Genomic DNA, 13,331 nt, shown 5'->3' on the forward strand with positions numbered 1-13,331 from the left:
AACCAAGGACACGGGGATTTTCAATCCCCTGCTCTACCGACTGAGCTATCCGGGCAACGGGGCGCATTAAACCGCATTCACGCCTGGCAGTCAATCAAATATCGTGAAAAGCTGTTCAACCGCTTAATATTACGGCAGTCTGTACGTTTATGCCTGAAGTTTGCACAAATCTTCCAGACAGGTGTGATTTAACCAGGCAATGCTGGCAGCGAGAGGAGGGCAGTATGGCAAACGACTGGCTTGAACTACGACAGCATGCCGATACCGGTATTGAGACTATTAAGGCGCACTTTGAAGGCCATGCCTTTGACCCGCACTGGCATGACAGCTATCTGGTGGGGATCACCCTTTCCGGTACCCAGCAGTTTCACTGTCGCCGGGAGCGTCATCACAGCCAGCCGGGTGATGCGTTTCTGCTAGAACCGGGTGAAATCCATGATGGTGATGCCCCGGTTGCAGGCGGTTTTACCTATCTGACCTTTTACCTTGATGAACAGTGGCTGACCCACACGTTACATGGGCTGTACGAGGCTACTCCGGGTAGCTATTCACTGCACTTTAACCAAACGCTGACCCGTGAGCCGCATCTGGTTCGGGCGATTGGTGAGACATTTGGTTCACTGCATACCGATGAAATGCGTATCGTGCAGCAAAGCAATATGGATAATTTGCTGACTCAGCTCACGGCACATTGTCGGTGGCATAAGCGTCTGCCATCACAAATACAGGGTTGTGCAATGGCGCATCGAGCGCGGGACTATATGCATGCGCATATGGGCGACAATATCGGCCTTTCCGATCTGGCACGGGAGACAGGGACAGACCGCTTTACCCTGACCCGCAGTTTCAAACGAGAATTCCATATGGCACCGCATGCCTGGCTTATCCAGTTGCGGCTGGCAAAAGCACGTCAGCTCCTGGCGCGAGGGGAACAGCCCGTCGCTGTGGCGACAACGCTGGGCTTTGCCGATCAAAGTCATCTTGGGCGCTGGTTCCAGCGGGCGTACAGGATTACGCCTGCACATTACCGTAAGTTGTGCACAAACCTTCCAGACGTTTCCAATAAATAACGGCACAGTCAGGACTCCAATAATAAGGAGTCACCTGTGAATATTATGCCGTACTTGCTGTTTGCTTTTGTTGCTTCGATAACGCCAGGCCCCACCAATATTCTTGTGCTGACCAGCAGCCAGCATTATGGTGTGAGAGCCACACTGCCTGCGCTTGTCAGCGGCTGTGTGGCCGCCAGCGCCATTGTGCTGATATCTGGAGCCGGTGCAGGTGAACTGCTGCGCCAGTATCCGCTGGTACGCCAGGTGATGAGCTGGGCGGGTGTACTGTGGCTGACATGGATGAGCTGGCAGCTGTTTTGTGCTCCGGCAACGAATATTGCTGGGCAAACGCGCCATCGCTTTACTGCCAAAGCAGCGGCACTGTTGCAGATTATCAATCCCAAAACGTGGATGATGGCGCTGGCGGTGGTGAGTCTGTTTGCCCCTACGGGTGAGCATATGCTGCGGGATGTCGCGCTAATGGCGCTGTGGTTCTTACTGATATCTGTGGCGTGCTTGTTGTGCTGGGCGTGGCTGGGTAAGGCGGTAAACAGGGTGTTTCGCACCACCACGGCGATGGTGCGTTTTCAACGGGTGATGGCGCTGTGTCTGCTTATCTCCGCATGGGCGGGGATGTTTGCTTAGGTCAGCGCACCGCCCATACGACATTGAGCGAAGCGCAGGATGTCTTCCGCCAGCCGGTGTGCCGTTTCCACGTCGGCCTGGCTACGATTGACCAGCATGCGGCTCAGGCAACCTTCAAGCACCAGTTCCATCTGTTTGGCGACCATCGCCGGGTCGTCAACTTCCAGCGTCGTCAGCAGTTCATGGGTAAAATCATGGGCCGCCTTTTTTTGTTGATCCGCAAGTTGATGGATAGGGTGGCCAGGGTCAGGGTAGAAGGTACAGGCGGCGATGAACAGGCAGCCGGGGTAACGATTGTTGCTCACACATTCGGCCAGGGCGTTATAGCGAGCCAGTAACTTCTGCTCAGCGCTCAGGGTGTCATCAAGCAGAAGCTGACGCCGCCAGATATCTACCCGTTGGCTAAGGTACCGCAGGGCATCGTACAAGATGGCCTCTTTATCGGGCCAGAAGCGCTGCAGCTCATCAAGCGGATAATCAATATGGTCGGCCACCATTTCCAGCGTGGTATTGGCTATCCCTTGCACCTCAAGTAATTTCAGGGCTTCTCCCAGGACATCTTCACGTTGCACGGTATTCTCCTCCGTTTTCCTTTTGCAAGTGTCGCTCACGGTTGGCGATCGTGCAAATGTGCGCTAAATGTTGCGGCATCCATAAAGCCTGTTACCCGCGCGTTTGGCTGCTCTTTACCCTGAGCATCAAAAAACAAAATGGTTGGCAGCCCTAAAACCTGCAGATGCTTCAGCAGTGCGACATCTTGGGCATTATTTGCCGTGACGTCCGCCTGCAGTAATACCGTGTTGCTTAATGCCTGTTGAACCAGCGGATCGCTGAAGGTGTATTTCTCAAATTCTTTGCAGGCTACGCACCAGTCGGCATACAGATCCAGCATCACCGGCTTACCTTTTGCCTCTGCCAGCGCCTGATTTAACGCATCAACCGTCGCGATGGGTTTGAAGTTCAGATGTGCCTGCGTTTGTGCATGCGGCGTACCGTATGCCCAGTCCTGCAAGGGACGTACGCTCACCAGAGCGGCGGCGAGCAGGGCTATTTGCACAAGGCGCATCCATGGGCGTTTGGCTTGCAGACTGGTAATGAAGGCCCAGCTAAAGAACGCGACGCCGAGTAACGACCACAAGCGGATCCCCCACTCGTCACCGATAATACGTTCCAGTAAAAATACGGGAAGCGCCAGGATGACAAAACCAAAGGCGGTTTTGACATGCTCCATCCACGGGCCGCTTTTCGGTAGCAGACGGTTACCAAAGACGGTAATGAGCATCAGGGGCAGTCCCATTCCCAGCGCGTACAGATACAGCGTGCCGCCGCCTAGCCACATGTTTCCACTCTGAGCGATATACAGCAGAATTGCGCTCAGTGGGGCGGTGGTGCAAGGCGAACAGATCAGACCGGCAATCGCCCCCATTGTAAATACGCTGCCGGGAGAGCCACCTTGCTGACGGTTACTCATTAACGTAAGGCGTGTTTGCAGTGATGAAGGCAGCTGTAGCGTGAACAGGCCAAACATCGATAAAGCCAGCAGCGTAAAGGCGATAGCAAGGCCAACCAGGACATAAGGATGCTGTAGCGCCGCCTGGAACTGTAACCCCGCAGCGGCAACCACCAGACCCAGCGCGGTGTAGGTGAGCGCCATTCCCTGGACATAGATAAAGGTTAGCAGTAGTGCTCGTCCGGTTGATAAGCGCTGTTTTCCACCTAGCACGATACCGGAAATCAGCGGGTACATCGGCAGGACGCAAGGTGTAAAGGCAATGCCAATCCCGATCAGCAGTGCCCACAATGCGGAGAACGGCAGTTGGGTCGTGGGTTGTGGTTGTTCTTCTGGCGATACCGTTGCTGAAGAGGTCGTCGGTGGTGCTTCTGCACTGGCCGCCACTTCACGTAATGGCACGGTTTTTGTCTCAGGCGGATAACAGAACCCGGCGTCGGCACAGCCCTGGTAGGTAACCGTTAGCGTCGCACCCGCAGCAGCCTGCTTGACGGTGACAGGGATAGTCAACTGCTGACGATAAATTTCACTTTTGCCGTAAAACTCATCTTCATGCCAGACCCCGGGCGGCAATTTTACCTCGGCAGTCTCGGCCTGAGATGGGGTTATGCTTATCTGTTTACGATATAGATAATAGCCGTCTTTGACCTGCCAGGAGAGGTTCAGATCGTGTTGGTTTTGCTGAAAATCGAACACAAATGCCTGGTCGGCCGGGACAAACTGCGAGCGACCTGGTGCGTCAAATAAGCCAGCAAAAGTTGATGTGCTGCAGAGCAGCAGGATCAGCGTAAGGATGCGTTGAGCCATGAGCGGTAATCAAAATCTCCGTGAGTGACGGGTAAAACCAGAAGTTCAGGTGTTTGGTACGGGTGATGTGACTTCAGGCAATCGAGAAGTGCTTGCTGGTGTGAAACTGCGGTTTTTAAGATCATCTGGACTTCATATTCCTGCTCCAGCTTGCCTTCCCAATAATAGAGGGAGGTAGCGCCGGGCAGCAGTGTGACGCAGGCGGCCAGTTTTTCCGCCAGCACTTTAGCGGCCAGATCCTGAGCGGTTGCTTCATCCGGGGCGGTACAGAGCACGACAACGGTATCGGGGATGGAGATATCCTGATTCTTTACATCAAGCATAAACACCTCGAAAGCACAGAGTAACCAGCAAGAGAGGAGTCACTATACAACGGACGGAAGAAGGATGTTAGTCAAAGCGAGACGGGGGAGAGGAACTGCAGGGAGCACAGGCGCCCTGCAGGTAAAACTTACAGCATGAAGCTGCCCAGCAGGAAGCCGAAGCAGACAGCCAGTACCACACCCAGCGTACCCGGGATGAAGAACGGATGGTTAAAGACGAATTTACCGATGCGGGTTGTCCCGGTGTCATCCATCTGAACCGCCGCAACCAGCGTTGGGTAAGTTGGCAGAATGAACAGGCCAGAAACAGCCGCGAAGGATGCGACAGCGGTCAACGGAGAAACGTTCAGTGCCAGAGCCATCGGCATCAGAGCTTTTGCCGTTGCTGCCTGAGAGTACAGCAGTGCAGAAGCAAAGAAGAAGATGACAGCCAGCAGCCACGGATGACCCTGAATGACGCTACCTGCAGTCTCTTTGATCCAGTCAATGTTATGAGAGACGAAAGTATCACCCAGCCATGCAACGCCCAGGATACAAATACAGGCGCTCATACCGGCTTTGAAGGTGCTGGAGTTCAGGATAGAGTCCGTTTCAACGCGGCAGATGATCGTGGTCAGCGTCGCGATGCTCAGCATGATGATCAGGATGGCGTTGGTAGTGTTCATCAGCGGTTTAGCGACCAGACCGAGGCTTGGGCTGTTGATAATGGCGTAAGCCACCACGCAAACTACGCCCAGCAGGAACAACCATACGGAGGTTTTTGCGCCCGCTTTGATTTCAACTTGTCTTTCACCGCGCAGTTCGACCAGGCCTTCTTCCAGACGTTTACGGTAAATCGGATCGTCAGACAGCTTGGAGTTGAACAGCATAGTGACCAGGAAGGACATCACCAGTACCGCCAGCAGCGTGGACGGAATGACCACGGACAGCAGGTGGATGTAGCTGATGCCATGACCTTCCATGACGGAAGACATGTACACCACAGCTGCGGAGATTGGCGACGCAGTAATCGCAATCTGTGCAGAAACCACTGCAGTAGACAGCGGACGGCAAGGTTTGATGCCTTGTTCCTTCGCCACTTCAGCGATAACCGGCAGCGTTGCCAGAGAGATGTTGCCTGTACCTGCAAAGATAGTCAGGAAATAGGTCACGATCGGTGCAAGGATCGTGATGTATTTTGGGTTCTTACGCAGCAGTTTTTCAGTTTGGTGAACCAAATAGTCCAGACCACCTGCAATCTGCATAGCAGAAATGGCAGCGATGACCGCCATGATAATGGAAATAACATCGAACGGAATGTTACCCGGTTTTACGCCAATAGCGGCGAGAACCAGAACACCCAGCCCACCTGCAAATCCAATACCGATACCCCCAAGTCTGGCACCTAAAAAGATTGCCAGCAAAACGATGATAAGTTCTAAAACTATCATATTAGCCTTCCTTGTTGTTTAACAAGTTGATATTAAATTGTTGTTTTTAAGTAACTTCGTGCAAGAAAAAAGGCACGTCATCTGACGTGCCTTCTCTGGTACTACCCTACACGATTACTGTTCGCTTTCATCAGTATAACGTTTTGCTTTATAAGCAGGGTGCATCAGGTTCTGAGCAGAGAAGATATCGTCCAGCTCAGCTTCGGTCAGCAGGCCACGTTCAAGGACAACTTCACGCACGCTCTTACCGGTTTCGGCACAGATTTTACCGACGATATCGCCGTTGTGGTGACCGATGAACGGGTTCAGATAGGTCACGATACCGATAGAGTTATACACGAATGCTTCACACACTTCTTTGTTAGCCGTAATGCCGCTAACGCATTTTTCCAGCAGGTTATAGCAAGCGTTGCTCAGGATGTGGATAGATTCAAACATCGCCTGGCCAATAACCGGTTCCATAACGTTCAACTGCAGCTGACCTGCTTCAGACGCCATGGTGACGGTGATGTCGTTACCGATGACTTTAAAGCACACCTGGTTGACGACTTCCGGGATAACCGGGTTTACTTTTGCTGGCATGATGGAAGAGCCCGCCTGCAGTTCCGGCAGGTTGATCTCGTTCAGGCCGGCACGTGGGCCAGAGGAGAGCAAACGCAGGTCGTTACAGATTTTGGACATCTTAACAGCCAGACGTTTCAGTGCGCTGTGCACCATAACGTATGCGCCACAGTCGGACGTTGCTTCAATCAGGTCTTCAGCCGGAACACAGGCAAAACCAGTCACTTCAGCCAGTTTCTGTACAGCCAGCGGAGAGTACTCTTTCGGGGTGTTCAGACCTGTACCGATTGCGGTTGCGCCGAGGTTAACTTCCAGCAGCAGCTCAGCAGTACGGCCAATGTTCTTCACTTCTTCTTTCAACAGAACGCTGAAAGCACGGAATTCCTGACCGAGAGTCATCGGTACAGCATCCTGCAGCTGGGTACGACCCATTTTCAGGATGTCCTGGAATTCAACAGCTTTTTGTTCGAAGCCTTCACGCAGTTGGTTAAGGGCATCAATCAGTTTGATGATGGATGCGTAAACAGCGATACGGAAGCCGGTCGGATAAGCGTCGTTGGTAGACTGACATTTGTTCACGTGGTCGTTCGGATTCAGGTACTGATATTCACCTTTCTGGTGACCCATCAGTTCCAGACCGATATTGGCCAGCACTTCGTTGGTGTTCATGTTGACGGAGGTACCCGCACCACCCTGGTAAACATCTACCGGGAACTGATCCATGCATTTTCCGTTATTCAGAACTTCATCACATGCTGCGATGATGGCATTTGCCACACTCTTAGGAATGGTTTGCAGCTCTTTATTGGCCAGGGCCGCTGCCTTTTTCACCATTACCATACCGCGAACAAATTCAGGGATATCGCTGATTTTGTTGTTGCTAATGTAGAAGTTTTCAATCGCTCTCAGAGTATGAACACCGTAGTAGGCGTCCGCTGGAACTTCCCTGGTACCCAACAAGTCTTCTTCGATACGAATGTTGTTTAACATGTGAACCTTCTTTTTCAAGCTGCCAATGATTTTTTACTAAACACACAGGATATATGTGATTTCGATTGTTTCTCGACCGACGATTATCCCCTGCATCGGTCTGATACCCGAGATCATATGCTGGTTCAGGATTTCTACCGTAATCTGGATCACTTAAAACGCGGAAATTACCCCTTAATTATTATTCTGTGAAATGGATCACCCCTTTAGGATTAATACCAAAAATAAGTGTAGAACCCGCTTGAAATTTTGCTAATTCCCCCCACATCTTTCCGATGCGAGTCACATAACCATTCGGACAGACGTGGCGAAAACGGCTGTTATTTACAGGAGAGTCCTTTGCGCTGGATACCATTACTTGCCATTTTTCTCTATGTTTACATAGAGATATCTATTTTCATTCAGGTTGCCCATGTTATGGGTGTTCTGATGACGCTGATTTTGGTCATTTTTACCTCGGTTATCGGTATGTCTCTGGTTCGTAACCAAGGGTTTAAGAACTTTTTGTTGATGCAACAAAAAATGGCGGCGGGTGAAAGTCCTGCTGAAGAAATGATCAAGAGCGTGTCGCTGATTATTGCTGGTTTGCTGCTGGTGCTGCCGGGCTTCTTCACCGATTTCCTTGGTCTTCTTCTTTTATTACCTCCGGTGCAGAAGCATCTGACCATGAAGCTGCTGCCGCACCTGCGCTTTTCTCGTATGCCGGGGGGCGGCTTTAGTGCAGGAACTGGTGGGGGCGAGACCTTTGACGGTGAGTTCCAGCGTAAAGATGATGAGCGCAACCGCCTTGATCATAAAGACGACGACCGTCGGGATTGATGACGTTGTAGGCCGGATACGCCGTGTGAGCGGCATCATCCGGCAACGAGGCTTTACTTGCCGGATTGCGGTGTAACGGCCTTATCCGGCCTGCGGGGTAAAAACAACCACAGTCCTGCCAGCATAACCAGTGCATACAGACTCTTCCAGCCAACCATTGCCAGCAGCAACAGACACAACAGACAGCCAATCACCGCCAGCGCACGATAATGTCCTTTTAGCAGTCGGCACCCTGCCAGCATGCACAGCAGATAAATCATAATAAAGATGCCGTTGGCATAGATGATTAATGCATCAAGGTTGATTTGCAGTATATAGATGCACAATGTGCTGACCACGCAGCAAGCTAACACCGCGTTCAAAGCATTGCGCGGAAGATGGCGAGGGGACAAGCGAGCCAGGTAACTCTCCGGCTTATATTGCGCTTGCGACCACACCAGGCGGGAGAAACTCTGAATATAAATGTTCAGGCTGGCAAAGCAGGCCAGATAACCAATGATGCAGGCTACCCACAGAGCTTGTACGCCAAACAGTTGCACGACAATATTAGGTAGCGATGCTGCCGCAGCCATTTGCTCACCATAGGCACCAAAATGTAGTACCACGACCGTACATGCCCAGTAGACTGAACCGGCCAGTAGCAGGCCGATCATCAGTGCACGGGGAAAGTCTCGCTCCGGTTTTTTGAACTCCGAGGCCAGGTGTGCGAATGCTTCAAGACCGACAAAACACCAGAACATCACCGACAGCGCCGCGAATAGCCCTGGCAGTTCAATATCGGTAATGGCAGGAAAGGGGATTTCGCCGGGTTTAAGTTCACCCGCCCACCAGATGCCAACGATAAGGGCAACAATCAGCCCGGCGATGACCGTTTGCAGGTTTGCACTGGAGCTGGCACCGCGGGAACCTACATACCAAACCAACGCCAGCGTACCGAGTTCTGCCAACAAAAGCTGCCAGCCATGCCAGCCAAACATGGCTTGACCGAATCCGGCGGCAATGTGCAATGCCGCTGGCAGCCCGACCGGAATCACCGATAAAAACAGCCAGCCGGTAACGCGCCCCAGGTGAGGGCCAAAGGCCATGCCGACAAAATGTGCCACACCGCCGGCGCTGGGGTAATGGCGACCGAGCACGGCAAAGACAATCGCTACGGGGAAGACTAGAAGAATGAGGACCGGCCAGGCCCACAGGCTATTGTTACCCGCCACCAGGGCAGCCAGTGCGGGAACAGCAAAAACGCCTGTCCCTAACAATGATGTCGACAACAGGCCAATGCCCTGAGCCAGCCCCAGCTCTTGCTTCAGTCCACTCATAAATTGTTATCCGATTATGCCCGTAAATAGGCTACAGCGCAGATTTTCGATGGTATCACAATCGGATTTGCTTATGACGACGTGACTGAAATCGGTATTAAATGTGAGGTGTGTCTGTGTTTTGGCGGGATTTTCTCCTGATAAAAAAAATTTTTCGCTTGCCCCCTTGAAGGGAGAAAACCCCATCCCCATCTCTCTGGTCACTAGCCGGTAAACCGTTCACGGGCCGGCGCCACCCATAACTGATAAAGACTTTCTCAAAGGAGAGCTATCAATGAGTATTCGTCCGTTACATGATCGTGTGATCGTCAAACGTAAAGAAGTTGAATCCAAATCTGCTGGCGGCATCGTACTGACCGGTTCCGCAGCGGGTAAATCAACTCGTGGCGAAATCATCGCTGTCGGTAAGGGTCGCATCCTGGACAACGGTACCGTACAGCCGCTGGACGTGAAAGTTGGCGATATCGTCATTTTCAACGATGGCTACGGTGTTAAATCTGAGAAGATCGACAATGAAGAAGTGTTGATCATGTCTGAAAGTGACATCCTGGCGATTGTTGAAGCTTAATCCGCGAACGACACTGAACATACGAATTTAAGGGAAAGAGAAAATGGCAGCTAAAGACGTAAAATTCGGTAACGACGCTCGTGTGAAAATGCTGCGCGGCGTGAACGTACTGGCAGACGCAGTAAAAGTTACCCTCGGTCCGAAAGGCCGTAACGTGGTTCTGGATAAATCTTTCGGTGCCCCAGCTATCACTAAAGATGGTGTTTCCGTAGCACGTGAAATCGAGCTGGAAGACAAGTTCGAAAACATGGGCGCGCAGATGGTGAAAGAAGTTGCCTCTAAAGCGAACGACGCTGCAGGTGACGGTACGACTACTGCGACCGTACTGGCTCAGTCCATCATCACTGAAGGCCTGAAGGCTGTTGCTGCGGGTATGAACCCGATGGATCTGAAACGTGGTATCGACAAAGCTGTCGCTGCTGCGGTTGAAGAACTGAAAGCCCTGTCCGTACCGTGCTCCGACTCTAAAGCGATTGCTCAGGTTGGTACCATCTCCGCTAACTCCGACGAAACCGTAGGTAAACTGATCGCAGAAGCGATGGACAAAGTCGGTAAAGAAGGCGTGATCACCGTTGAAGACGGTACCGGTCTGCAGGACGAACTGGACGTAGTTGAAGGTATGCAGTTCGACCGTGGCTACCTGTCTCCTTACTTCATCAACAAGCCGGAAACGGGCGCAGTAGAACTGGAAACGCCGTTCATCCTGCTGGCTGATAAGAAAATCTCCAACATCCGCGAAATGCTGCCGGTTCTGGAAGCCGTAGCGAAAGCAGGCAAACCGCTGCTGATCATTGCTGAAGATGTTGAAGGCGAAGCGCTGGCTACCCTGGTCGTTAACACCATGCGTGGCATCGTGAAAGTGGCTGCGGTTAAAGCACCTGGCTTCGGCGACCGCCGTAAAGCTATGCTGCAGGATATCGCGACCCTGACCGGCGGTACCGTTATCTCTGAAGAGATCGGTATGGAGCTGGAAAAAGCGACCCTGGAAGATCTGGGCCAGGCAAAACGCGTTGTGATCAACAAAGACACCACCACCATCATCGATGGTGTGGGCGAAGAAGCGGCAATCCAGGGTCGTGTAACCCAGATTCGCCAGCAGATCGAAGAAGCAACTTCTGACTACGACCGTGAAAAACTGCAGGAGCGCGTAGCGAAACTGGCAGGCGGCGTTGCAGTCATCAAAGTGGGTGCTGCTACCGAAGTTGAAATGAAAGAGAAGAAAGCACGCGTTGAAGATGCCCTGCACGCGACCCGTGCTGCGGTAGAAGAAGGCGTGGTTGCTGGTGGTGGTGTTGCGCTGATCCGCGTAGCATCCAAACTGAGCGAACTGCGTGGTCAGAACGAAGACCAGAACGTGGGTATCAAAGTTGCGCTGCGCGCAATGGAATCCCCGCTGCGTCAGATCGTTCTGAACTGCGGCGAAGAACCGTCTGTTGTCGCTAACACCGTGAAAGCGGGTGACGGTAACTACGGTTACAACGCTGCAACTGAAGAATACGGCAACATGATCGACATGGGTATCCTGGATCCGACTAAAGTAACCCGTTCTGCTCTGCAGTACGCGGCTTCTGTTGCGGGTCTGATGATCACCACCGAGTGCATGGTAACCGACCTGCCGAAAGGCGATTCCGCTGACTTAGGTGCTGCTGGTGGTATGGGCGGCATGGGCGGAATGGGCGGCATGATGTAATTTAATCTTCATACTTCAAGCCGCAGGTTCGTTGGCTGCAACTTGAATTATTTGATTAAATACGCATCTCGCGAAAAATGAGAAACCCCCGGGCAGAAATGTCCGGGGGTTTTTCTTTTGGTCATCTTTTTAGTATATGATTCAGCTACGGACAAAACGTCCAGCGCATTGATTATGGGGAATAACATGCACGTGAAATATTTAGCAGGGATCGTTGGTGCCGCGCTACTGATGGCGGGTTGTAGCTCCAGCAACGAACTGAGTTCAGCCGGACAAAGCGTACGCTTCGTTGAAGAGAAGCCAGGTGCCGAGTGCCAGCTGATTGGTACCGCAACCGGTAAGCAGAGCAACTGGCTTTCTGGTCAGCACGGCGAAGAGGGCGGCTCTATGCGCGGCGCGGCGAACGATCTGCGTAACCAGGCTGCGGCAATGGGCGGTAATGTGATTTATGGTGTAAGCAGCCCATCACAAGGTATGTTGTCGAGTTTTGTCCCAACCGCCAGCGAGATGATTGGTCAGGTTTATAAGTGCCCTAATTGATAAACGCTGTTGATGCCGGATGGCGACGCTGAAGCGTCTTATCCGGCCTACGGTACACATGAGCGTAGGCCTGATAAGCGCAGCGCCATCAGGCATTCTGCGCTTTACTGGCAGACTGTAGGCGTAAATGATGCAGCGCGCGCAGGCACTGATCCTGTGTCAGCTTTTGTGTTTTATCCCCCGTGAGTGTTCTGACAAACACTTTGCACGGTACACCGGCCAGTTTTTTTAGCCGTGGGCTGAAGTCGATAAGCCGACGAGAGATCGCTTCTACGTCTTTATCATCCGAAGGGGCTCGAGTTTTCACCACTGAACCACAGAACCGAACTTTCCCTGCTTTATCTTGATAGCGATAGATGACAGCCAGATAATGATTAAACAGATTATGTTTCCATTCTGATTGTGTATAGGCATCGTATTCAAGATTATCGTTATCCAGGCAATCAATGTCGTACAGAGGCAGGAAATCTAATAACGATGTGATACGCAGTGCTAATTCGCGCATCCCTGCATTATTTATTGCGTGAATAATTGCATGTGCCAGTACCGTAATTTGTAGTTCATTAATTAATAGCTCGCAAACTCGACCATTATGCAGTGTAAGAGAGAGCGTTAAGTTTTCGCCTTCGTCGCTTACTAATACCAGTGAATTTATCCGACGATTAATATCCGCATTTTTAAGTTCATCCTCCTGAATTAATGGCATGTTTTCATTCATTTTTTGACTGACTTTGTCACGTGCTTTTTCATACTGCAGACGCGCATCCTCGCCCAAAAGGTGCTTGGTATGCAATCTGCTTTCCAGCGCGATAAGCAGGTCTCGTAGCCCGAATGGTGACAGAAAAAATAGCGACTCTTTATTTCTGGGTTCCTTTATCTTTAATGCCAGCGCAATGAACTCATTTTTTTGACGAATAATGCCCGTATTAATACCTTTAATCGTTATAGCCACGGCGGTTCTCTCTCTCACCTAATATTCAACGGAAAACTAAATATTGATTTATTTATATGATTTATAAATACATTAAAAGATAGCTATCGCTAAAATAACATAAATTAAAAGTCAGAGAAGGACTGAAT

Annotated in this window: 14 protein-coding genes; 7 read left to right on the top strand and 7 right to left on the bottom strand. The window is 51.4% G+C overall.

The features are described 5' to 3' along the window. The 3 genes from FDW95_RS23290 to FDW95_RS09150 form a co-directional block, all read left to right on the top strand. Positions 1-192, top strand: a 192-nt coding sequence (locus FDW95_RS23290; RefSeq protein WP_212734297.1) for a hypothetical protein, incomplete at its 5' end; no start/stop codon positions are given. A gap of 32 nt (positions 193-224) precedes the next feature. After that, the gene (locus FDW95_RS09145) at positions 225-1,070 is read left to right on the top strand and encodes an AraC family transcriptional regulator (RefSeq protein WP_115259640.1); all 846 of its coding nucleotides are present in this window, start codon (positions 225-227) and stop codon (positions 1,068-1,070) included. Between the two features lie 36 nt (positions 1,071-1,106). Next, a complete protein-coding gene (locus FDW95_RS09150; protein WP_115259639.1) occupies positions 1,107-1,697 on the top strand; it encodes a LysE family translocator in 591 nt (196 codons plus the stop codon). Here FDW95_RS09150 and FDW95_RS09155 read toward each other — a convergent pair. The 5 genes from FDW95_RS09155 to aspA all read right to left on the bottom strand — a co-directional run bounded on the left by FDW95_RS09155 (position 1,694) and on the right by aspA (position 7,318). Next, positions 1,694-2,269, bottom strand: a complete 576-nt coding sequence (locus FDW95_RS09155; protein WP_115259638.1) for a transcriptional regulator — start codon at positions 2,267-2,269, stop codon at positions 1,694-1,696. The two genes, FDW95_RS09150 and FDW95_RS09155, sit on opposite strands and share 4 nt — an antisense overlap. A gap of 35 nt (positions 2,270-2,304) precedes the next feature. Continuing rightward, positions 2,305-4,014, bottom strand: coding sequence for a protein-disulfide reductase DsbD (locus FDW95_RS09160; RefSeq protein ID WP_115259637.1), 1,710 nt, complete (start codon positions 4,012-4,014; stop codon positions 2,305-2,307). Further along, positions 3,990-4,337 carry a divalent cation tolerance protein CutA gene (gene cutA / locus FDW95_RS09165; RefSeq protein ID WP_096758613.1) on the bottom strand — a complete coding sequence of 116 codons (348 nt, stop codon included), beginning with the start codon at positions 4,335-4,337 and terminating at the stop codon, positions 3,990-3,992. Before cutA ends, FDW95_RS09160 begins: the two co-directional genes overlap by 25 nt. 128 nt (positions 4,338-4,465) lie before the next feature. Next, positions 4,466-5,767: an anaerobic C4-dicarboxylate transporter DcuA gene (dcuA, locus tag FDW95_RS09170; protein WP_115259636.1), complete on the bottom strand. Its 1,302-nt coding sequence runs from the start codon at positions 5,765-5,767 to the stop codon at positions 4,466-4,468. 114 nt (positions 5,768-5,881) lie between these two features. After that, complete coding sequence (aspA, locus tag FDW95_RS09175; RefSeq protein ID WP_096758611.1) at positions 5,882-7,318, bottom strand: aspartate ammonia-lyase; 1,437 nt, start codon at positions 7,316-7,318, stop codon at positions 5,882-5,884. Positions 7,319-7,657: 339 nt separating this feature from the next. Here aspA and FDW95_RS09180 point away from each other — a divergent pair, with 339 nt between their 5' ends. Further along, positions 7,658-8,137: an FxsA family protein gene (locus tag FDW95_RS09180; protein ID WP_115259635.1), complete on the top strand. Its 480-nt coding sequence runs from the start codon at positions 7,658-7,660 to the stop codon at positions 8,135-8,137. Between the two features lie 53 nt (positions 8,138-8,190). Here the strand turns inward: FDW95_RS09180 and yjeH are convergent, their stop codons facing one another. Beyond that, positions 8,191-9,453, bottom strand: a complete 1,263-nt coding sequence (gene yjeH / locus FDW95_RS09185) for an L-methionine/branched-chain amino acid transporter (protein ID WP_115259634.1) — start codon at positions 9,451-9,453, stop codon at positions 8,191-8,193. A gap of 274 nt (positions 9,454-9,727) precedes the next feature. Between yjeH and FDW95_RS09190 the strand changes: the two genes are divergently transcribed. The 3 genes from FDW95_RS09190 to FDW95_RS09200 all read left to right on the top strand — a co-directional run bounded on the left by FDW95_RS09190 (position 9,728) and on the right by FDW95_RS09200 (position 12,251). Continuing rightward, a complete protein-coding gene (locus FDW95_RS09190; RefSeq protein WP_000027827.1) occupies positions 9,728-10,021 on the top strand; it encodes a co-chaperone GroES in 294 nt (97 codons plus the stop codon). Between the two features lie 43 nt (positions 10,022-10,064). Continuing rightward, positions 10,065-11,711 carry a chaperonin GroEL gene (gene groL, locus FDW95_RS09195; protein WP_096758608.1) on the top strand — a complete coding sequence of 549 codons (1,647 nt, stop codon included), beginning with the start codon at positions 10,065-10,067 and terminating at the stop codon, positions 11,709-11,711. Positions 11,712-11,897: 186 nt separating this feature from the next. After that, positions 11,898-12,251, top strand: a complete 354-nt coding sequence (locus FDW95_RS09200; RefSeq protein ID WP_042999161.1) for a DUF4156 domain-containing protein — start codon at positions 11,898-11,900, stop codon at positions 12,249-12,251. Between the two features lie 88 nt (positions 12,252-12,339). Here FDW95_RS09200 and yjeJ read toward each other — a convergent pair whose 3' ends face one another. Then, positions 12,340-13,203 (bottom strand): YjeJ family protein, encoded by an 864-nt coding sequence (gene yjeJ / locus FDW95_RS09205; protein ID WP_115259633.1) that lies wholly within the window; start codon positions 13,201-13,203, stop codon positions 12,340-12,342. Between the last annotated feature and the right edge of the window lie 128 nt (positions 13,204-13,331).

The sequence above is a fragment of the Citrobacter sp. wls718 genome (genome assembly GCF_005280945.1).
In the GTDB taxonomy this organism is placed as follows: Bacteria; Pseudomonadota; Gammaproteobacteria; order Enterobacterales; family Enterobacteriaceae; genus Citrobacter; species Citrobacter gillenii.

Coding starts and splice junctions, on each gene's coding strand:
- FDW95_RS09145 (WP_115259640.1), top strand. CDS start 225: ATGGCAAACGACTGGCTTGAACTACGACAGCATGCCGATACCGGTATT.
- FDW95_RS09160 (WP_115259637.1), bottom strand. CDS start 4,014: ATGGCTCAACGCATCCTTACGCTGATCCTGCTGCTCTGCAGCACATCA.
- cutA (WP_096758613.1), bottom strand. CDS start 4,337: ATGCTTGATGTAAAGAATCAGGATATCTCCATCCCCGATACCGTTGTC.
- dcuA (WP_115259636.1), bottom strand. CDS start 5,767: ATGATAGTTTTAGAACTTATCATCGTTTTGCTGGCAATCTTTTTAGGT.
- aspA (WP_096758611.1), bottom strand. CDS start 7,318: ATGTTAAACAACATTCGTATCGAAGAAGACTTGTTGGGTACCAGGGAA.
- yjeH (WP_115259634.1), bottom strand. CDS start 9,453: ATGAGTGGACTGAAGCAAGAGCTGGGGCTGGCTCAGGGCATTGGCCTG.
- FDW95_RS09190 (WP_000027827.1), top strand. CDS start 9,728: ATGAGTATTCGTCCGTTACATGATCGTGTGATCGTCAAACGTAAAGAA.
- groL (WP_096758608.1), top strand. CDS start 10,065: ATGGCAGCTAAAGACGTAAAATTCGGTAACGACGCTCGTGTGAAAATG.
- FDW95_RS09200 (WP_042999161.1), top strand. CDS start 11,898: ATGCACGTGAAATATTTAGCAGGGATCGTTGGTGCCGCGCTACTGATG.